Source organism: uncultured Mailhella sp. (assembly GCF_944324575.1).
In the GTDB taxonomy this organism is placed as follows: Bacteria; Desulfobacterota; Desulfovibrionia; order Desulfovibrionales; family Desulfovibrionaceae; genus Mailhella.
The window spans coordinates 1-21,453 of record NZ_CALUWV010000042.1; the positions used below are offsets into that span (position 1 = coordinate 1).

General features: G+C 59.7%; 15 protein-coding genes. 10 read left to right on the plus strand and 5 right to left on the minus strand.

Annotated features, from left to right (window positions below):
* The coding region (locus Q0J81_RS06640; RefSeq protein WP_294446725.1) for a pyruvate carboxylase at positions 1-2,717 on the minus strand (2,717 nt) is incomplete at its 3' end.
* A gap of 2 nt (positions 2,718-2,719) precedes the next feature.
* A complete protein-coding gene (locus Q0J81_RS06645) occupies positions 2,720-3,934 on the minus strand; it encodes a hypothetical protein (RefSeq protein WP_294446726.1) in 1,215 nt (404 codons plus the stop codon).
* A gap of 130 nt (positions 3,935-4,064) precedes the next feature.
* Between Q0J81_RS06645 and Q0J81_RS06650 the strand changes: the two genes are divergently transcribed.
* Entirely contained in the window at positions 4,065-5,225 is a 1,161-nt protein-coding gene (locus Q0J81_RS06650) for a polynucleotide adenylyltransferase (protein WP_294446727.1), read from the plus strand.
* Positions 5,226-6,052: 827 nt separating this feature from the next.
* Here the strand turns inward: Q0J81_RS06650 and Q0J81_RS06655 are convergent.
* The gene (locus tag Q0J81_RS06655) at positions 6,053-8,296 is read right to left on the minus strand and encodes a molybdopterin-dependent oxidoreductase (protein ID WP_294446728.1); all 2,244 of its coding nucleotides are present in this window, start codon (positions 8,294-8,296) and stop codon (positions 6,053-6,055) included.
* Between the two features lie 1,086 nt (positions 8,297-9,382).
* Here Q0J81_RS06655 and Q0J81_RS06660 point away from each other — a divergent pair.
* Positions 9,383-9,898 carry a 4Fe-4S dicluster domain-containing protein gene (locus tag Q0J81_RS06660; protein ID WP_294446729.1) on the plus strand — a complete coding sequence of 172 codons (516 nt, stop codon included), beginning with the start codon at positions 9,383-9,385 and terminating at the stop codon, positions 9,896-9,898.
* Between the two features lie 847 nt (positions 9,899-10,745).
* Here the strand turns inward: Q0J81_RS06660 and Q0J81_RS06665 are convergent.
* A complete protein-coding gene (locus Q0J81_RS06665) occupies positions 10,746-11,672 on the minus strand; it encodes a TIGR01212 family radical SAM protein (RefSeq protein WP_294446730.1) in 927 nt (308 codons plus the stop codon).
* Between the two features lie 443 nt (positions 11,673-12,115).
* On the opposite strand from Q0J81_RS06665, the gene Q0J81_RS06670 reads away from it, so the two are divergent.
* The 7 genes from Q0J81_RS06670 (at position 12,116) to Q0J81_RS06700 (ending at position 18,656) form a co-directional block, all read left to right on the plus strand.
* Positions 12,116-13,156 carry a rod shape-determining protein gene (locus Q0J81_RS06670; RefSeq protein WP_294446731.1) on the plus strand — a complete coding sequence of 347 codons (1,041 nt, stop codon included), beginning with the start codon at positions 12,116-12,118 and terminating at the stop codon, positions 13,154-13,156.
* Between the two features lie 60 nt (positions 13,157-13,216).
* Positions 13,217-14,140, plus strand: coding sequence for a rod shape-determining protein MreC (mreC, locus tag Q0J81_RS06675; protein ID WP_294446732.1), 924 nt, complete (start codon positions 13,217-13,219; stop codon positions 14,138-14,140).
* Positions 14,137-14,613: a hypothetical protein gene (locus Q0J81_RS06680; RefSeq protein ID WP_294446734.1), complete on the plus strand. Its 477-nt coding sequence runs from the start codon at positions 14,137-14,139 to the stop codon at positions 14,611-14,613. The genes mreC and Q0J81_RS06680 overlap by 4 nt, the downstream gene beginning before the upstream one ends.
* Entirely contained in the window at positions 14,588-16,399 is a 1,812-nt protein-coding gene (gene mrdA / locus Q0J81_RS06685; protein ID WP_294446736.1) for a penicillin-binding protein 2, read from the plus strand. The genes Q0J81_RS06680 and mrdA overlap by 26 nt, the downstream gene beginning before the upstream one ends.
* Positions 16,400-16,464: 65 nt before the next feature.
* The gene (locus Q0J81_RS06690; RefSeq protein WP_294446737.1) at positions 16,465-17,562 is read left to right on the plus strand and encodes a DNA adenine methylase; all 1,098 of its coding nucleotides are present in this window, start codon (positions 16,465-16,467) and stop codon (positions 17,560-17,562) included.
* Positions 17,559-17,891 (plus strand): hypothetical protein, encoded by a 333-nt coding sequence (locus Q0J81_RS06695; protein WP_294446739.1) that lies wholly within the window; start codon positions 17,559-17,561, stop codon positions 17,889-17,891. Before Q0J81_RS06690 ends, Q0J81_RS06695 begins: the two co-directional genes overlap by 4 nt.
* Positions 17,892-18,140: 249 nt before the next feature.
* Positions 18,141-18,656, plus strand: coding sequence for a hypothetical protein (locus Q0J81_RS06700; protein ID WP_294446740.1), 516 nt, complete (start codon positions 18,141-18,143; stop codon positions 18,654-18,656).
* Between the two features lie 12 nt (positions 18,657-18,668).
* Here Q0J81_RS06700 and Q0J81_RS06705 read toward each other — a convergent pair whose 3' ends face one another.
* A complete protein-coding gene (locus tag Q0J81_RS06705) occupies positions 18,669-19,868 on the minus strand; it encodes an MFS transporter (RefSeq protein WP_294446741.1) in 1,200 nt (399 codons plus the stop codon).
* Positions 19,869-20,675: 807 nt separating this feature from the next.
* On the opposite strand from Q0J81_RS06705, the gene Q0J81_RS06710 reads away from it, so the two are divergent.
* On the plus strand, positions 20,676-21,453 hold a 778-nt coding region (locus Q0J81_RS06710; protein WP_294446742.1), incomplete at its 3' end, for a GTP-binding protein.

The following is a 21,453-nucleotide window of genomic DNA, read 5'->3' on the forward strand; positions in this document are numbered from 1 at the left end:
GCGTTGGTCACGGCGAGGAAGGCGGTGTTCCAGGTGATCTGGGAACCGGGGGTCACGTCGTGGTAGCGCACGATCTGCCGGATGGCGGCAAGGAAGCGCAGCATGTGGGGCAGAAGCTGAATGTAGCCCTGCTTCATGGCGCCTTCCTGCGACGAGGAGGTCGCGCCGCCGGGCATGCAGTGCTTTACGGCGTTGTAGTCGGTGCCCTGGAAGTACGGCGAGCAGTAGCGGTCGTAGAACGGCATGATCTGCTTGAGCACGAAGTTGGCCTGAGCGATCATGTCCTTGTTGACCATGGTCTTGAGGCCGAGCTCTTCTTCCATGTAGGCCACGGTGGCGAGCACGTCGCCCTGACCGTAGGTACGCACGCTGGCGCCGAGGCCGGTATCCACGATCTGCGCGCCGGCCTTGGCGGCCGCGCCCACGGCCGGAATGAACAGGCCGTCGGTGGTGTGGCGGTGATAGTGAAGCACAAGGTCGGGCCAGCGCTTTCTTATGGCGTGCACGAGCGTGGAAATGAACGTGGGCGAGCAGATGCCGGCCATGTCCTTGAGGCCCAGAATGATTCTGCGCGAGGCATCCTTCTGGTTGCAGCCCGCGATGTTGCCCACCATGTCGAGGGTGGCGGCGGTCACGTCGAGGTAGTGATCCACGTCGAAGCCCCTGGCCACGGAAATGGACAGCGCGGGTTCAAACACCACGTCGTTGCGCGAGAGCACCACTTCGGCGAGCGGACGCATGTTGCGCATGTCGTTCAAGAAGTCGAAGCAGCGTATGATCTGGTAGTTGTCGCAGATCATTTCGCCGGTGATGTTCATGAGATTGCGCGGCTGCGGGGTGTAGCCGAGCACGTTGGTGGAGCGCACGAGCAGCTGCTTGAGCGTCTTGGGGGCGAACTGGTTCCACGCCTGCGCCTCGGTGAAGGGGTAGGTCATGTTGGCCATCATGGCCACGTGGAAGTGCGCGCCGCCGCCGTTTTCCAGCGAGAAGAAGTTGCACGAATCGAGATAGGGCCCGATGAGCGCGTCTTCGGCAAGGCGGAAGCGGTTGCCGGTGTTCGACTGCGTCATGTCGCGGGTGGTGGTGTCGGTGAAGTGCACCATCTTGGAATCGCGCAGAAATTCCAGCAGCTGGTCGCGTTCATGCGGGTAGGGGCTGGGGGCGTAGCGGTCCGCGCCGGAGATGTGCGGCAGCACCGGCTCGAAGGCGGGCAGGCGCGGCGTGTCCACGGAGCGGTAGGCGCCGAGCTGCACGAAGGGGTTGTAGCCCTTGGCCGAGATTTCCGCCACAAGGTGGCTCAGGCGTTCGCCTTCGGGCGCGAGATCCTGATAGTCGAAAAGCTCCGGCGTGTTGGCCACGAAGTTCGTGTCGAAGTTCGCGGAGCGGAACTGCTCGTTCTGCAGGATGTGGCGATAGAAGGGGATCGTCGTCTTGATGCCGGAGATGGTGTATTCCTCCAGCGCGCGGTTCATGACGCTGAGGATACGTTCCCAGCTCTTGCCGAAGGCGATGAGAAGCGCGCCTGCGGAATCGTAGTTGGACGGGAAGTCGTAACCGGCGCAGAGGTTGGAGTCCAGACGGATGCCGGGGCCGCCGGGCGATTCGTAGCGCACCACGCGGCCGCAGTTGGGCGTGAAGTTGTTCTGCGGGTCTTCGCAGTTGATGCGCACCTGCATGGCCCAGTTCTGGGGCGTGGTGTTCTCCTCGTTGAAGGGGAGCTTCGCGCCGAAGGCAATGGCGATCTGCGCGCCCACAAGGTCGATGCCGTAGCGGCTTTCGGTAATGCCGTGTTCCACCTGCAGGCGGGTGTTCACTTCGATCATGTAGGGCGTGCCGTCCTGCGTGACGAGGAATTCAACCGTGGCGAGAGAGTAGTAGTTCACGGCCTTGATGAGGGCGCGGGCGTATTCTTTAAGCTGATTGCGCAGCTTTTCGGTCATGCCGGGCCACGGCGAAGGCGTGATTTCCACGAGCTTCTGATGATTGCGCTGCACGGTGCAGTCGCGTTCGTCAAAGGCGAACACGTTGCCGTACTGGTCGGCAATGACCTGAATTTCGATGTGGCGCACGTGCTCGAGATAGCGTTCCACGAAGAGCCGCGGATTGCCGAACGAGGCTTCGGCCATGGTGGAGGCCTTCACGAAGGCGTCTTCGAGCTCCTGCATGGTGCGGATGACGAAAATGCCGCGTCCGCCGCCGCCGCCCTCGGCCTTGAGCATGACGGGCAGGCCGATCTGCTTGATGACCTTGCGCGCGCCGTTGATGTCCACCGCGCCGTCGGAGCCGGGAACCACGGGCACGCCGATTTTCATGGCGAGGTTTCTCGCCTGAACCTTGTTGCCCAGGAGGTTCATGGATTCGCACGTGGAGCCGATGAACGTGATGCCCGATTCCGCACACTTGCGCGGGAAGCTGTCGTCTTCGGAGGCAAAGCCCCAGCCGGGATGAATGCCCACGACGCCGCGGGCCTTGGCCTTGCTGATGATGAGGTCAAGATCGAGATAGGCGGAGGGGTTGGGCCCGAGAAGCATGAGCTCCTGAGCCGCGGAAGCCGCGGGGGAAGTCTTGTCCACGTCGGTGGCCGTCATGATGGCGACGGCGCCGAAACGTTCGCGTATGGCGCGGCATATGCGCCGCGCGGGGATGCCGCGGTTGGCCACCAGTATGGCCTTGCCCTTGAGCTCGGCCTGAACTTGTTCCATGGTTTTTGCAGACATTTCTACTCCGAGGAAGGCGCGTCTTCCGAAAGGCTCTTTTTACCGTCGCCGCGGGGAAGCAGAGAGCCGCCCAGAAACGTCGCCGTTCCGTATGCTGTACTGAGACGAAGTGCGCCGGATGCCGTCACGCCGTCAACCACGCCCTCACAGGGGATTCTGACCATGGTCTCCCTTTCGGGGCAGGCGTCGGCGAGAGTCACGCGGCAGCCGCGGAAGGCGAGGTGCCTTTGCGCCAGCGCGGGCCACCACGGTTCGAGGGTCTGTTCTTGTGAATAGCAGGAAAAAATGGAGCTCGCAAGATGCGTCCAAAGCGTGAAAATAGTCACGATGTCCTTGTTTTTCTTGCCGATTTCTTCACCGTTTCGTATCTTCGGAAGGCTTGAGGCAAGCTCCCCGCCGTTTGCCCGGCACAGAACTCCGGCGGAAAAAGCATAGTTATCCCGCAGTGTTGAGCTCGGCGGACAGGAGGTGATGTTGAAGCCCGTGCCCGCAATGAGCGCGCCTCGGCGCTCTTCCATGAGCATGCCGCCCACCTTGCGGCAATCTTCGCGTCCGGGCATGATGCCGGGGCGAAATGTGGGCGCGGCCTGAAGCAGATCGTTGGGCCACTTGAGCATGACCGGGCATCCTTCGCGGCTGAGGGCTTCGGCCATGAGCGCGCCGCAGGCGGGTGCCGCGGCTTCGGAGTCGAAGGGCGGCTTCATGGGCAGGCGCAGCGCGGTATAAAGATTGCCCGCCGGAGAACTCCAGGCGCGGCGCATCTGACCGCGTCCCGCGCTCTGCGAAAGACAGAGCACCGAGGCCCATTCGGGAAAGAGGTCGGCTTCCACCAGAAGGCGCGCCGCGTCGAGGCTTGAGGTGGCGGCCCCCGTGAGGTACACTGGCCCGGGCAGGCCCGCCACAGGGCGTTCAAGCCAGCGCACGCCGTTTTTTTCGCGCGCCGTCCAGCCGCACGACGCCGCGTGGCCGGCGTCGGCGCCGGTTTCGGCAAAAGTCGGGAACGGAGCGGCGTCGGAAGCCCTGTCGGCGTCCAGTGCGCGTCCTGCGCCCGGAGTCTCGTCGGCTCCCGGTGCGTTTTCAGGGCTCGGCGTCTCTTCGGGCAGGGCGAGCGGCGAGGCGGCCAGCTCTGCCGGAGAAAAAGGCATGGCCGTGGGAGCCTGTGCCCCGATGGGGGGCAGTCCTTCAAAAAGCAGGCGCACGACGGCGGATTCGTTCATGGGGCCTCCATGGCCGGGTCGCCGGGGGCGGCCCTTCGGAAAAAATCAACCCTGTCCCTCCCGCGCGGGAGGGCGGTCGGGCGCAGGGCTGCGCCGGGCGGCGCGGCAGAAATGCGGCCGGAGGAAACGTATGGCAGAATGGTTTGTTGTGGGCGGCGCGGTGCGCGATCTTCTTCTCGGGCGAGACGCCCACGACGTGGACATTTCCTTTTCCGGCGGCGAGGACTTCTTTCTACAGCGCTTCCCCTCGGCGCGCAATACGGGGCATGGGCTGAACATATGGCTGGTGGGCTCGGAAGAGTTCACGCCCGTGGAAGGCGACGACATTGAACGCGACATGTTCACCCGCGACCTTACCGTGAACGCCGCCGCCTTTGATGCCGAGGGCAGACTTTTCTGTCATCCGGATTTTCTTGAGGACATGGAGGCCCGCCGTCTGCGTCCCGTTTCATCGGACGCCTTCGCGCGCGACCCTTTGCGCATCTTCCGCACGGCGCGCTTTGCCGCCGCCTGGCCGGACTGGTCCGTGCCCGGGCAGACCCTCGACGCCATGCGCGAAACCTGCCGCAGACACGGCGACGCCGTGGCCGCGCTTCCTGCCGAACGCGTGGGCCGCGAACTTCTGCGCGCGCTCGAAGCCCCCGTGCCCTCGCGCTTCTTTACCGTGCTGCGCGACGCACACTGCCTTTCCCCCTGGTTTGCCGAACTCTCTCCCGCCGCAGACATTCCTGCCGGACCGCGTCCCTGGCACGACAACTCCGTGCTCGATCATACCCTTGAAGTCCTCGACCGCTGCGCCGGACACCCCCTCGCCGCATGGATGGCCCTCTGTCACGACCTCGGCAAAATCTGTACCGACGCGTCCATCCTGCCCCATCACTACGGCCACGAACTCAGGGGAACCGAACTCGTGAAATCCCTTGCCTCCCGCCTGCGCCTGCCCTCGCGCCTCGCCCGCGCAGGCGTTGCCGGTACCATCCTCCACATGAAAGGCGGCATGTACGGCTCGCTCCGCGCCGGTACCCGCAGAGACCTCGTGTGCAGGCTTCAGGAAAACGCCATATTCCACGACTTCTGGATCCTCGCCGGAGCCGACGGCGGCTGGAACTGGGAACCCATGGCCGAACGCGACCTCGCCACCATCCGCGCCGTCCGACTCCCCGAAAAATGGCGCAACAAAGGCGCCGAGTCCGGCAGACGCCTCCGCCAGCTCCAGTGCGAAGCCCTCGCAAAACTCCCGAAATTCTCCCCCGACCGCGCCAAAAACGCCCCGCCCCTGCCCGAAAAGTAAACGCAGAAAACGCAGGAAACGCAGAAAGGCGGGAAGACAGGAAAGGCAGGAAAGAGGAAGGGGACAGGCCGGAGCAGCCGGGGCGCCGCCCCGGACCCCGCCGGGGGAGATAATCTCCCCCGGGCCCCCATGGTTCGCCTTGCGGCTTCGCCGCAGCGGCGGGCGGCGTGCAGGGGACGGAAAGCCGGCTTCGAAAAGGCGCGGGGCAGGGGGGAGAGGCGCAAAGGCCGGAAGGCTCGGCGGACGCTGTTCGGGCTGCACACTCAGTGCAGGCGTGCGCCCTGCGCCCGCCTGCGGCTGGCCGACCGGTGCTTCGCTTCGCGAATGCACCGGTGTGCTTGGAAGGATTTCCAGATTTTTTGGGAGGAGAGCGTCTGCTCGAAGCTCTGGGAAGCCTTCGTTTGCGAAGGACAACCGTCTCTCAACGCTCTGGGGCCCCGGGCGACGTCAGGAGCCCGGTCGACGACCGCAAGTAGCCGGAATTCACTTCCGGCGTTAAACGCGGCGGGCGTCGTGCAAGCCCCGCAGTCCGTACAGCGTGTCCAGAGCAAACGGGCGGTGGCGTCACTCGGGAGAAGGAAAATGTCGGTCATGAACAGGCGGAATTCACTTCCGCCGTTAAATGAAATGACCACCGTGCAAGCTCCGCGCCCGTACAGCGTGTCTGGAGCAAACGGGCGATTGCGGTACTCGGGCGTCGGAAGGGCATCGGAAAATGTCGTCCGGCACGCTCAAGCGCTGCCGGACCGGCGGAGCCGGGACGGCAGAATTGAGGGGGTTCGGGGGGAATCATTCCCCCCGAAAAGGCTCTGGCTGTTCCTTCCTTTTTATACTCTTGTCACGTTGACGAGGGTCTGGCTGCCCATGGCGGTGACGATGGGGTCGGCGCTTTTTTCGATGTCCGGGGAGTAGAGGAGGTTCACGTTGGCGCCGCCGTCGGTGAGGGGCATGTCGGGCAGGCCGAGTTCCGGGCAGCCCTGCCACCAGCCGTGAAGCAGCATGACCGTGTCTTCACGGATGCCGGGGTAGTACTGCGCCTTCACCACAAGGCTGCCGTGCGGGGAGGTGACTTTTACCCTGTCGCCGTCGGCGATGCCGAGGGAACGTGCGCTCTTCGGGTGTATGTGCAGGGACGGTTCCTTTTCCACCTCGCGCAGGTAGGGAACGTTGCGCTGCCAGCCCGCGGAAAAGCTGCGCGAAGTATGGTAGTCCGAGAGCACGAAGGGGTAGTCCTTCAGAAGTTCCGGCGTGCCGGACACGCTTTCCACCGGTTCCCGCCATTCGGGCATGGGGGCAAAGCCCGCCTTTTCAAAGCGCGTGTTGAAAAGCGCGACTTTTCCCTCGGCAAGGTAGGGGGCCTTGTCCAGCTGCGAGCTTTTGGTGTGAAAGGTCGTTTCGTACTTTTCAAACTGCCGCGCCCCGGCCGGAGGATACACAATGCCCGTGCGGTGACTGCGAAGCTCTTCCATGCTCATGCCCAGCGGTTCGAGCTGCCAGTCCATGCAGGCCTTCATGTCCCCGTGCCAGAAGTCGTCGCCGTAGCCGAGAGCCGTGCCGATGTCCAGCATGATCTGTTGCATGGAACGGCCTTCCCCCACAGGCTCGATCACCTTGTTGCGCGCCATGATGAACGGCCCGCGCACCTCAAAGGGATGGTCGATTTCATACGGCGTGAGCGCGGGAAGCACAATGTCGGCAAAGGCGGTGTCTGCCGTGCGGTGCGTGTCGATGACGACATAAAAGTCGAGCTTTTCCAGCGCCTTGATGACACCGCGCGGATTGCGCGTGCTCACCGTGGGCTGGGAGCCCGGCGCAATGATGGCATGAATGGTCGGCTTTTCGCTCAGAACGTCGGCAAAAAGCCGTGGGTATGCCGCAGACGTGCCTTCCCTGAACGGCTGAAACTCCCGGGGAAATTCCGGACCCACAATCTTTTCCAGCCACGTTGCCGTGTACCGGTCCTTGAGATGCACGCTGCGCGGCGCGGGCATGGTGGAACCCGGCCCGGCAAACAGATTGCTCCCCGGCCTGTCCAGATGCCCGGTCACCGCCATGAGCATGGCAATGGCCCGTATGGCGTCTCCGGCAGACGGCGCGTGCTCCAGCCCGTTGCCTACGTCTATGGTCGCCTTCTTCGTGGTGGCGTAGGTGCGGGCAAGCTCTTCAATCGTTTCCGCAGAAACCCCGCATATCTTCTCCGCCCACTGCGGACTGTACCTGCGTACGTGTTCGGCAAGCGCCTCGTAGCCGAAGCACCACGTCTTCACGAACTCGTGGTCGATAAGATCGTCGCGAGTCACCACGTGCAGCATGGCCAGCGCCAGCGCCGCGTCCGTGCCGGGACGTACCGGTATCCAGTCCGAGGCAAAGCCGCCGTCCGCTTCCAGCGACGGCTTGATCGCGTAAATGCGCGCTCCCCGCGCCCGCGCTTCCACCAGCGCCGCCGCAGAGCCGAGCGGCGGCCCGGAATACACCGGCTGCCTGCCCCATATGAGAATCACGTCCGCATTCCTGTAGTCCGGCGTCGGACGCATCCCGATGGTATGGCAGAACCCGAAATGAAGCTGCATGGCGCATATCCCGCTGTGCCCGTAGTTCGGGCTGCCGTGCGCCACAAGCAGACGGTACAGATACTCGCTGTAGTCCCGCCGCGCCGGAGACAGTATGGCCAGCGACTCCGGCCCGTACGCCTCCTTCTGCGCCTTCAGCTTCTCCGCAATGATGCCGAGAGCCTCGTCCCAGCTTATGCGCTCAAATTTCCCTTCGCCCTTTTTGCCCGTGCGCCTGAGCGGGGCGGTGAGCCTGTCTTCGGAATACACCCACTGCGGCGCCGCGTGCGCCTGGCAGCACGTGCCCCCGCGGTTGTGCGGCGCGTCCGCGAGGCCCGCTACACGCAAAAAGCGCCCGTCCTTCACAAACGCATATATCGCACAGTTGCCGCGTGGCCCGCACATCCCGCACCACGTCGGTATCACCGCCTCGCCCCGCGCCGCCGCTAAAGCCTCGGCTTCTTCCAGCGTCAGCGCCGTGGCCTGCCCCTTGCCGAATTCCTGTCCTTTCTTGTGTGGCATTCGCCCCTCCTTCCCATGATTCCCTGAACCTTATGCAACCCTCGCCCTCCCGTCAAATAAAACGCAGAAAACACAGAAAACACAGAAAACACAGGAAAGGCAGAAAGGCAGAAAAGGCAATGCGGGGGAAATAATTTCCCCCGCGCCCCCTTGGTTCTTTCAGCTTCTTGTCAAAGATGGGGGGAACGCGGGCGAGGTGAGGAGCCCGCGCCGACGGCCGCAAGTAGCCGCGATTCACTCGCGGCGTTAAACGCGGCGGGCGGCGTGCAGGTCAAGCGTCCGTACAGCGTGTCCCGGGCAGACGGGAGGCCGTGTCACTTGGGAGAAGGAAAATGTCATAATTTCCCCCGCGCCCCCTTGGTTCTTTCAGCTTCTTGTCAAAGATGGGGGGAACGCGGGCGAGGAGCTTTGAGCGGGGAAGGGCAGAAGGGCGTGACGCCAGGGCCGGAAGTTCCGGCGGACGCGTTTCGGGCTGCACACTCAGTGCAGGCGTGCGCGGCTGCGCCCGCCTGCGGCTGGCCGACCGATGTTCCGCTTCGCGCAACATCGGTGTGCTTTGTAGGGATTTCCAGATTTTTAAGGGAGAGCGTTTGCTCGAAGCTCTGGAAAACCTTCGTTGGCAACGGACAGTTGTCTCCCGAAGTTCGGGGAAACCTTCGTTTGCAGCGGAAAAAGGACTCTCAACGCTCTGGGGCCCGCGACCTGCTTTCAGGCGGTCGCGCCGACGGCCGCAAGCAGGCGGAATTCACTTCCGCCGTTAAGCGCGGCGGGCGTCGTGCAAGTCAAGAGACCGTACAGCGTATCCGGGGCAGACGGGCAGAGGCGGTACCAGAGCGGCGGGAAAAAAGGAAATCAATGCATATTGCGGATGATAAAAACGTATTACATGCATTTGCTCTGGACCTTCATCCCCTTGAAGAGTATGATGAGGAAGAAGTGTGTCCTCTATGCATCATCCTTTCCGGTCGCGGATTGTTTCCCGGGCGGAGAAGTCCCGTTGTTCTTCTTTGCCGGGACGGCATTCCGTGGGCACACCGTTCACGGTATCAACCTTTGCATCTGAAAACGCGCCTTACAGGACATACAATGAATCTCGAATATGCCATTGCCTTCAATCCCGACCGCTGCGTGGCCTGTCACGGCTGCTCCGTTGCCTGCAAAACCTGGCGTGAACGTCCGCTCGGCATTGACTGCCGCCGCCTTGTGAGCATCTGGCAGCGTGACGAAACCATGCCCCGCCTTCGTCATGCCTCCATCGCCTGCCTTCACTGCGCTGATCCCGCCTGTCTCAAGGTGTGCCCTGTTCACGCCATAAGCAAAAACGCCGACGGCATCGTGCTTGTGGATGCGGAAACGTGCATATCCTGCCGCGCCTGCAAAAAGGCCTGTCCCTTCGACGTGCCGCAGTTCTCCGAACAGGGACGCAGCAGCATGGTCAAATGTGATCTGTGCTTCGGCCGCTACGACATGGAAACCTCGCAGCCGCCCTGTGTGGCCACCTGTCCCACGCGTGCCCTCACGCTCGTGAAGGTTTCTCCCGAAGAAAAGAAGGAACAGGAAGCGGCCATGCTCGCGCTGCTCAACTCCGGCGCGGAGTGGTGAACCTTTGCCCCAGCGCTGAGAGTCCTTTTTCTGCTGCAAACAAAAGGCCGCTCGAGCGCTGAAAGACCGCCATGCTTTTGCAGACAAAAGTTTCCCAGAGCTTCGGGCAAACGGCAGTTCATGTAATCAAGGACTTTCCAGAGCGTTGACCCGGCGCTCTCCCTTAACAGTCTGGAAATCCCTACAAACAACACCGGTGCTGTCGCGAAGCGAAGCCCCTTTTCCATCGCCCGAGTAACCGCACCGCCCGTCAGCTCTGGACACGCTGTACGGTCGCGGGACTTGCACGACGCCCGCCGCGTTTAACGCCGCGAGTGAATCGCGGCTACTTGCGGACGTCGGCGCGGACTCCTGATGTCGTCCGCGGGCCCCCGAGCGCTGAGAGATGGCTGTTTTTCGCAAACGAAGGCCCGCCAGAGCGTTGAAACACGACTGTTCTTTACCAACGACGGCTTTCCAGAGCTTCGGGCAAACGCTCTCCCTTTAAAAATCTGGAAATCCCTACAAACAACACCGATGTTGCGCGAAGCGAAACATCGGTCGGCCAGCCGCAGGCGGGCGCAGCCGCGCACGCCTGCACTGAGAGTGCAGCCCGAAATCCGTCCGCCGCGCCTTCCGGCCTTTTCGTCACTTCCCGGTCTTCCCGCCATTTAAAAGCCCGACAACCGGCATCCGCACGGACTCCGCCGCGCGGCGCAGCCGCAAGGCAAAACAGGGGGGCGCGGGGGGAATTATTTCCCCCGCATTGCCTTTCGGGGGCCCGGGGGAGATTATCTCCCCCGCCGGGGTCCGGGGCGGAGCCCCGCTGCCTTTCCTGTGTTTCCTGTCTTTTCTGCGTTTTCCGCCTTTACCGGTCTTGCCTGAGGCAGCCCTGGGTCCAGTTGTTGTACCTGAGGACAGCGTCCAACAGGTCGAGGGTCTGGCGTTTTTGGGCGGCCCAGGCGGGGGCGATGAGTTCACCGGGGGCGGGGTCGGCGCAGAGGCGGTGGATGACCACGGAAGGGGGGACGAGGGCAAGGGCTCTGGCGGCGAGGGCGGCGTACTGTTCCTGTTCGAGAAGGGGGAGGGAGCCTTGCAGCCGGTCCTTTTCCATGGCGCATCCTTTAGGCACGTAGAGGTTATGGAGCTTGACGCCGGACACGGGGAGGGCGGACAGGCGGCGCACGGAAGAGAGGAAGTCTTCGCCGGACTCTCCGGGCCGGGCGGCCGTGAGGTGGACGCAGGTTTTCACGCGGAAGCGGGCGGCGAGGATGAGGGCGTTTTCGGCGTCTTTGGCGGTATGGCCTCGGTTGATGCGGGCGAGGGTGGCGTTATTGAAGGACTGCACGCCTATTTCAAGCCAGAATTCCGGCCAGGGGCAGTCGGCCATGAGGGCCATTTTTTCTTCGTCGAGGCAGTCGGGGCGGGTTCCTATGCAGGCGCCGACGAGACCGGGCAGGGCGGAGAGCTCGCGGAGCATGGAGGCAAGGCGCGAGGCGGGCCCGTAGGTATTGGTGAACGACTGGATGTAGCCGAGAAAAAGCCGGGTGCTCTTCATGCGGGGCATGGCGGCGTAGCGGGCGCGCCAGCGGTCCCACTGAGTGCGCAGGCTGCCGAGCCCTGTGCCCGGGCCGGAGCCTTCCGCGTTGCAGAACGTGCAGCCGCCGAAGCTCAGCGTGCCGTCGCGGTTGGGGCAGGTGGAACCCGCATCCAGGGGGATTTTCTGCACTTTTTCACCGAAGACGGTGCGAAGATGCCTGTCGAGCGTCAGATATCGCGGCGTGTTTTCCTGCATGGGAACTCCTTGGGGTCTGCGCGGCAGGGTACGCGCAAAAGAAGAAACGGAAAAGAAGAATCTCGGGCGGAACGCGAACGAGAGGAAACATTCCGGGGCAGGCGCGCGACGGCTGAGGGAAGGTCGGAAAGCGGTGACGGGGCTTCGGCATGCCGGAAGGGGGGGCGGAAGGGAGGGCCGGAAGGGGAGGTTTTTCCGGTTGTCCGGGAAGGGCAGGATTCAGGGGGCCGACGGGCGTGGACGCGAGAGCAACATTCCGTGAAAAAAGCGTCAGAAAACGATTGACAAGAGCACGGCGCAATGGAAAGCTGTCTGTTTCCGAAAGGGCGCGCAGCGCCCCTCGGAGGACGGCAGACACAGGGCGTCCGAACTATTGACAGTCCGCCTTTTCTGTGCCTAGAACCTCCCATTCCCACATCCCACACGTCCTGCGAGAAATCCTCATGGCCAAAATTTTTGATATGATACTTGGTATTTTCTCCAACGACCTCGCGATCGACCTCGGCACCGCGAATACCTGCGTGTATGTCAAGGGCAAGGGCATAGTCCTGCGCGAGCCGTCGGTGGTGGCGGTAAAGAAAGACAACCGCGGCAACAATCAGGTGCTCGCCGTCGGCTCCGAGGCCAAGCGCATGCTCGGTCGCGCGCCCGGCAACATTCGGGCCATCCGTCCCATGAAGGACGGCGTCATCGCCGACTTTGAAGTGACGGAAGCCATGCTTCGCTATTTCATTTCCAAGGTGCACAATCAGCGGCGTCTCGTGCGTCCGCGCATCATGATATGCGTGCCCACCGGCATCACGCAGGTGGAAAAGCGCGCCGTCAAGGAATCCGCCCTCAGCGCCGGCGCGCGCGAGGTCTTCCTCATTGAGGAACCCATGGCCGCAGCCATAGGCGCCAACCTCCCCATTCAGGAACCCACCGCCAACATGGTGGTCGACATCGGCGGCGGCACCACGGAAGTGGCGGTCATTTCCCTTTCCGGCATCGTGTATTCCCGTTCCGTGCGCGTGGGCGGCGACAAGATGGACGAAGCCATTCTGCGTCACGTCAAGCGCAAGTACAACATGCTTATCGGCGAATCCACGGCAGAAGAGATCAAGATTCAGATTGCCTCCGCCTATCCCATGGAAGAGGAAAAGGAAATCGAGGTCAAGGGCCGCGATCTCGTCACCGGCATTCCGCAGACCATCATCATTACGTCCGAAGAGGTGCGCAAGGCCATTGCCGAACAGGTGGACGCCATTGTTCAGGCCGTGCGTCAGGCCCTTGAGCAGACCCCGCCCGAACTGGCTGCCGACGTCGTGGAACGCGGCATTGTGCTCACCGGCGGCGGCGCGCTGCTGCGCGGGCTCGATCAGCTTCTGCGCGAAGACACTTCCCTGCCCATCTTCAGCGTGGACGATCCCCTCGCCACCGTGGTCATGGGCACGGGCATTGCCCTCGACAACATGCGCACCATGCGCGAGGTGTGCATAGACTAGCGCTTCGTCCCCCCTCCCGCAGAGGGGGGACTTTTCCCATGCCCTAACGCAGGAGTCGCCTTGCTGCCTCGCCGCATCATTCTTCTCATCATCTGCACGCTGCTGCTTTTTCTGGGAATTTACACCTGGAACCAGCGCACCGGGCAGTGGGACAGGCTGTGCGCCGCCGTGGGGCTGGAGTTTACCGGCGGCATCATGCGCGGACTCGACGGGCTGGAAGACAGCCTTTCCGGCGTGTGGAACAGCTATGTCGATCTGCGCGACGTGCGCCGTGAAAACGACGAGCTCAAGGAACGGCTGCGCGTGCTCGAACAGCGCCTTGCCGGTACCCGCGAGGAAAGCGCCGAGCTCATACGTCTGCGCCGTCTCATGCATCTGGAATATCCGGCTTCCTGGCCGGCCAGAGCCAGCCGCGTGCTCGCCTGGCGCATGGGCCCCAATGCCGCGCTTTCCACCATCATGCTTTCAAGCGGCTACATGAGCGGCGCCGCGCCCGGTACGCCCGTCACTTCCTGGGAAGGCGTGGTCGGCCGCGTGCTCAAGGCCGGACCCAGTACCTCCGTGGCCCTGCTGCTCACCGATACCGGTTCCCGCGTGGCCGTGCTCACCTCCGAAGGCCGCGTGCAGGGCATACTTTCCGGCGGCGGCCCGGGGCTTCCCCTCGAACTGCGCTTCGTCAGGCAGAACGCCCCCGTGCGCGTGGGCGAACTGCTCGTCACTTCCGGGCTCGATTCCTGTTATCCCAAGGGCATTCCCGTGGCCCGCGTTACCGCCATTTCCACGGGCGGAGCGTCCCGTTCCGGCGCGTCCGTGCTCGAAATTCAGGCCGAGCCCCTTGTGGACTTCCACAGACTCGAGGAAGTCTTCCTTCTTCAGCGGCCCCTTGATTCCATCACCCCGGAAACCGACGTGGTCTACACCCGCCGCACCCCCGTGCTGGAAAAGCCCGAAGAGCCCGCGCCGGACGCCGGGGGATCCCGATGAGCTGGGCCAGCGCCGGATGGTGGCTCTGCTACGCCTTTGCCGCCATAGCCCTTCAGGCCCTCATGCCCGGACTCGACTTTCTTCTGCCGGGCTTCATTCTTGCGCTGCAGGAGAGGAACTTTCCGCAGCTTCTCGCCGTTGGCGCCGTGTTCGTGCTGCTTCAGGAAGGCATGGGAAGCATGGCCTTCGGCGGAACGCTCCTGTGGTACGCGCTTGCCGCCATCATTTTTCATGTGGGCTGCGGCCTTCTGCAGGGCACGGGCTTTCTGTTCGTCACGCTGTTCGGCATTCTGCTTTCCTGCGTGCATTATTTCATATTCGCCACGCTCGCCACGCTTCAGGACATTCCGTGGAATTCCTCCCTGCTTTTCGATGAATGTCTGTTTCAGGCGCTCTTTACCCCCTGGGTGTGGTGGGTGGCCTCGGCCCTGCGTCGGAAGGTGATCCATGAAGATAGAAACCGGCAACGATGAATATCAGCCGCCGAAAAGCGGTCTTCTTCTGCTGCAATGCTGCATCGTGCTGCTGTTTGCGCTGTTCTGCGCCAGGTTCTGGTATCTGCAGATTCACCGCGGCGCGGACTACGTGCGCATGGCGCAGGAAAACCGTCTGCGCGATGAACGCATCTTTGCCCCGCGCGGCGAAATCTACGACGCCTCCGGCGTGCTCGTGGCCGAAAACCGTACCGCCTACGGCCTCGCCCTCGTGCGCGAATACTGTCCCGACATCTCCGCCGCTCTCGCTCAGGTGAGCGCCTGGACCGGCGTGCCCCTCGATCGCCTTCACGCCCGCTACGAGCAGGACCGCAGCAAGGGCCGCAGCTTCGATCCCATTCTCCTGCTCACCGACATGCCCTTCGAGCAGGTGGCCCCCATAGAGGCCGAGCTCTACAAATGGCCCGGCCTGCGCGTGGTCACCCATTCCCGCCGCTACTATCCCGAAGGCGAGGCCTTTTCCCACATTCTCGGCTACGTGGCCGAGGCCAGCGAAAAGGAACTCGCCGAAGATCCCGACCTTTCCCTCGGCGACATGGTGGGCCGTCAGGGTCTCGAAAGCGTGCTCGAACGCCGTCTGCGCGGTCAGAAGGGCCTGTACCGCCTCGAAGTCGACGTGCTCGGCCGTCCTCTGAGCCGTACCCTCATGGAATCCCCCCATATGGGCCAGAACGTCACGCTCTCCATAGACTCGCGTCTTCAGCACGCCGTCATGGAGGCCATGGGCGACTATTCCGGCAGCGTGGTGGTCATGGATCCCGATTCCGGCAAGCTCCTTGCCCTCGTGACCCGTCCCGCCTACGACAACAACATATTCATAGGCGGACTCTCCGCCAGAGACTGGAACGCCCTGCGCAACGATCCGCGCTTCCCGCTCCAGAACCGCGCCATCCAGAGCGCCTATCCCGCAGGCTCCGTGTGGAAGCTCATGATGGTGGGCATGCTCCTTGAACACGGCATTTCCCCGCAGGAAAAAGTGTTCTGTCCCGGCTATTTCAAGCTCGGAAATCATACGTTCCGATGCTGGCGGCGCGGCGGCCACGGTGCCGTGGACATGGAACATTCCCTTATCTACTCCTGTGACGTGTACTTCTATACCATGGCCGTGAAACTGGGCATCAACAACATGGAAGCCTTTGCCCGCGCCTGCGGCTACGGCAGCGAAACCGGCATAGATCTGCCATATGAAACCACAGGCCTCGTCCCTTCCCGCGACTGGAAAAGACGTCGCTTCGGCGAGGCCTGGCAGCAGGGCGATACCGTGAACGCATCCATAGGTCAGGGCCACGTGCTCGTCACGCCGCTTCAGACCGCCGTGTTCCTCTCTTCCATCGTCAACGGCGGCTACCTGCTCAAGCCTCAGCTCCTCGCCGACGCCCCCCGCGAAGTGCGCGGAAAGACGCCCATATCCGAGGCTCACCTGAAATGGATCAAAAACGCCATGGTCCAGACCGTCGAGGCGCAGGGCGCGACCGCCAAGGTGCTCAAAAGAAAGGATATGACCATAGGCGGCAAAACCGGCACTGCCCAGGTCGTCAAAATCAAAATGGACGGCGACCGCCGCGTGAAGACCGCAGAAATGGAGTTCCGTCAGCGTGACCACGCATGGATAGGCTCGTGGGGCGAAAAGGACGGAAAACGCGTCGTCGTCGTCACCATGATTGAGCACGGCGGTGGCGGCGGCGCCGTCGCCGGCCCCGTCACCAAGGCCGTCTACAACATTCTCTTTCCTCCGGAACCCGGGGAACAGTCCAGGAAAAAATAACGCTGTTATAAAATAATGTTGTCTCTGTTGTGCTGTATGAGTAAGTGTTGCCGGAAGGAGGAGTCATGAACTGTGGAGCCGTTCAGTTGTTGTTTGATAACCTGAATTTTAAGAATAATTATTTTAATTATAAATTTCCTGTTCCTCAGTATCTTGGGTCTAAATATCGCCATCTTGAATGGATAGGTTCATGCATACCCGGCAATGTCAACAGGGTTATGGATGTTTTTGCAGGCTCTCAGGCTGTAGCTTTTTATTTTAAGCAGAAAGGATATGAAGTTTTTACGAATGATTTCATGAGCTACAGCTATAGAATAGGAAAGGGGCTTGTTGAAAATGGTAAAACAAGATTGGATGGAAATGACATAAAGATATTATTTTCGCGCAACAGGAGTGAAAAAGATTTTCATTTAATGCGGGATCTTTTTACAGATATCTTTTTTATAGAAAAGGAATGTGAGTTTCTTGATGGATTCAGAAGCAATATAGACCTTCTGGAAAATGATTATAAGAAGTCTCTGGCATTTTCTGTCATCAACAGAGCCATGACGAGAAAGGTGACGATGGGGCATTTTGCTCATACGAAAGCCCTGGAATATGCTGCAAATAAAGACAGAGTAAAAAGAAACAGATCTCTGATAGTTCCCTTGAAAGACCTGTTCATGGAACTGCTGGACGAGTATAATAACGCGGTATTTGACAATAAGAAAGATAATAAAAGTTTTAATATGGATGCCGTTGAGTTTATTAATGAGCATTCAGAAGGCATGGACATGGCATATTTTGACCCGCCATATTGCAACAGCCATGCCGATTATCAGGCATTCTATCATCTTTTGGAAACGTATACGGAATATTGGAAAGACAAGAAATTCATAAATGGTACAAACTGCTATTATCCAAAGAAAAAAAGCGGATTTGTACTGAAAAGGGAAATACTGAATTCATTTGACAGGCTGTTTGAAGCTTCACAGCGCATACCATATTGGATGATATCCTATAATGACAGAAGTTATCCTGATTTGAATACAATGATAAATATTATCAGTAAATATAAAAATGTAAAAGTGTTTAAGAAAAATTACGAAAATAAAGTCGGTGGTAAAGGCAGTGTTGCAGGGAGCAATGAATTGTTGTTTGTTTGTTCGCCGAGGCAGTCATGAAAAGTTTTGAAATCTGGAACAAGAAGTTTTCTGAACAGGCATTAGTCGAGTTTTCTCAGGACGAATCGGGTATTGTCTGGCTTAAATTGAAGTCTCTGATGAGAAAGGAAATAGTAGAAAAGTTTTTGTCGGAAATGAAGATTTCTGCACCAAATACAATCAATGATGCTTTTAAATTGTTATATCAGAGGTACTGCTCAAATCAGCTTCTTGAAAAAGATATAGACAGTTTTATCAGCGTATATAACAAGAATGAATTAAACAGCGTAGAGAAAATATTTAAAAGTGTAGAGGCCGATTTATATAAAATAAAGTCGCTTGCATGGTGAGGCGATGCAAAGAATTCGTTAGACAAGCAAATCGTTAAATATGTTAAAGATACTTCTTCATATGACAAAATCATTGAAAAGATAGATAAGGAAATATCCGAAAATGTATATAATTATACAGTAAGTACCTGGTATAATAACTGGTCGACTATTCTTACCGAATATTTATTTAAAAAACATGAAAAAGTATTATCTGCTGTTGGAAAAATAAAGAGTGTTGATTTCTTTATTGACAACATTCCCATTGATTTGAAAATTACATACTTTCCAAAAGAGTATTTGCATAAAAAGAGAAAAGAGCATGGGCATAAGCCTGAATTGACCGAGTTGAAGAGTATTGCAAGAGAATTTAAAATAAAATTAAATGGTGAAAAATCAAAAGATATCATTGAATATATGCTTGTTGAGCATGCAAGAGATGTAAATAACGTAGATATGTTGAATAAAATAAATGATATTAAAAATCAAAATAAAGAGATAATCGAAGAGGCCATGAATAATAAAATTGATTTAATTAAATGGTTGTATGAAAATCAAGGTGAAATGAGGTTCGGCTCTGAAAACAGGCTGTTTCTTATTTTGATTAATATGAATGATATCGAAAACTCATGGAAGCTGAAAAGGAATTTTACCTTGCTGAATAAAAATATAAAGGCCTATCTTGACGGCTTTGACTCGGCTTCCTTCAAAAGTCAGATGATTGATTTTAATTTTTTAAATAAGAAATATCGAGCGGCTGCAGACATTCTTTTTATCTTTCAGTAAAAGAGGGAGTGACTACTTCTTTATTGAAGAAGCGTGTTCCATGTTGTCGGCATAGGCAAAGGAGAGCATGGCGGCGAGGGTGAGGGCGACGGCAAGGGCGAGGCCGGAGCCGAACAGACCGTTGAAGCTTCCGGCCTGGTAGCACAGGCCGAAGAGCAGCGGCGCCACGGACTGACCGAGCCGGAACATGGTGGAATAGGCGGACATGATGGAGCCGCGCGTATCCGGCGTGGCGGTCAGGGAAACGTGTCCGGCGCAGCAGGAGTTGAGCATGCCCGAGCCCGTGCCCACGAGAAGGAGCGCGGGAGCGGCCTGCCACAGGTCGGTGGCCGTGAGCAGGAGCAGCATGGAAACGGCAAGCTGCGCGCCGCCCAGAAAGCCTATGGTGCGGGGAGCGAGACGGGCGGTGCACCACTGCGTGAGCAGCGCGCCCAGGAACATTCCCGCCGCGTAAAGGGAAAAGAGCATGGCGGTGTGCTTAGGCGGCAGATGCAGTCCCTTGTCGACGAAGAGCGGCAGGTGAGGATACACGGCCCCGAAGATGAGCAGGGCCGAACCGAGGCGCACGGAAAACAGCGAGAGCACGCGGGAAGAGGAGAGCAGCTCGCGCAGATGACGGCCGTACAGTTTCAGGTCGACGCTCCGGGAGGGCCGGTAGGGAATGTCGACGGGCAGACAGAGCACGAGCGAGCCGAAGCCGAGAAGGGCGGCAAAGAGAAATCCGAGCCGCCATGAGCCGAAATTGAGCAGCCACGAAACGATGACGGGCGTGAGCGCAATGCTGAAATACTGAACCACCGCCACGCGGGTGACGAATTTCAGTCGTTCCTGACCCTGCGCGATGTCGCTGACGAGAGTGTTGCTCATGGCTTCGAGCGGGGTGATGGACATCCCCTGAAGGGCGCGCCCGACAAGCAGCCAGAAGAAGCTGGGCGCGGCCAGGCACAGAAGCGAGCCCGAACCGCACAGAAAAAGGGCGGCAAAGAGCAGCGGACGGCGGCCCAGTCTGTCGCTGAGCATGCCGTAAAGCGGAATGATGAACACGCCGGGCAGGGCGTACACGGAAATGATCATGCCCATTTCAAGGGGCGAGAGCTGAAAGTCCTGCATGATGAACGGCAGGCTCGGCAGCACTATGGGATTGCCGATGGCGGACACGAACGACAGCAGATAAATGAGCAGCATGAGCGAACGGCGGCCGGAAACTCGCATGACGGCTCCCCGAAGGCGGAACGGTTCTCCGTTCCGGAAAAGGTGAGAAAGCGGAAATCTTCCCCTGCAAGAAGGCTGCGGCCGTATGCGGAGCTTGCAGGACGGGGCGGAGGACGGCATCAGGGAGAATGAGGCGCGGTCGTGTTCGCCGGTCGGAGCGGAATGCGGAGTGCAGTGTTGCCGGACAACGTTCATCGCAGTGTTTCCGACCCTAGACCGAAGTGCCGGCGTCGTAAAGAGGCGCATGAGACGTTGTTCAACGCTCGGCCGGACGTTTTCTGCAAAAACGCTTTTTGTAAGGCGACGCCCGGGCAGCGGGAACGCCCGCAGGCCGCAGCATGGAGGCATGACGCGGCCATCTTTTGTCGTGCCCGCAGGCGGCGGGTTTTGAAGAGCCGCACGCGCGCCCCGTCTGAACGCGTGCCGAAGCATCAGGCGCTGCAGGCCGCAGAACGCCGTTCCTGTGCTTCCGGGCGGCGATTCCGACGAGAGGCCGTAGAGGCCGTGAAGCCGGAGCGAAGTTCCGTCATGTCCTTTGTCTTTCCCCGTTTTTCCGCCGGAAAGTGGGGGAGAGGAATGCTTGCAAAGTCGGGATTCTTTAGTTATACTCCGCAGTTTCAAAGAGCAATCATGCAGCCGCGGAGGCGCAGTGTCGTTTGTTCCGGCCATTTTCGGAAGCGGGCTCCAGAAGTTCCGTTTGCCGGGAAGGAGGTCTGTCGGAAAAGGCCCGTTGCGGGCGTTCGGCAGATGCGGCATCCGGCGGCTGTGACATTTCAGAAGAACAAGTTTTAACAAAGGAAAGCGAACGTGAGCTCTCTCGCCCGTAACGAATCTCTCCGTAACATTGCCATCATTGCGCACGTCGACCACGGCAAGACGACGCTGGTGGACGGTCTTTTCAAGCAGAGCGGCATGTTCCGCGCCGATCAGGTGGTGGATGACCGCCTCATGGACAGCATGGAACTGGAACGTGAACGCGGCATCACCATTTCCGCCAAGAACTGCGCCGTGGGCTGGAAGGGCGTGCGCATCAACATTCTGGATACTCCCGGTCACGCCGACTTCGGCGGCGAAGTGGAACGCGCCCTCTCCATGGTCGACGGCGTGATCCTGCTGGTGGATGCTGCCGAAGGGCCGCTTCCCCAGACCCGTTTCGTGCTGCGCAAGGCGCTCGGCCTTTCGCTTCCGGTCATCGTGGTGCTCAACAAGATCGACCGCAAGGACGCCCGTCCCGAGGAAGTGCTCAACGAGGTGTACGACCTGTTCATCGACCTCGACGCCAGCGAAAATCAGCTTGAGTTCCCCGTGCTCTACGCCATCGGCCGCGACGCCGTGGCCATGAACAGCCTGAACGACGAACGCAAGGACCTTTCGCCGCTGTTCGACGCCATTTTGAAGTACATTCCCGCGCCGTCCTACGACCCTGAAATGCCCTTCCATATGCTGGTGGCCGACCTTGATTATTCCGATTATCTCGGCCGTCTGGCCGTGGGCCGCATTCTCAACGGTCACGCCCACACCAAGGACGCCCTCGTGTGCATCGGCGAAGACGGCAAGCCCCGTCCGCTGCGCGCCACGCGCTTCC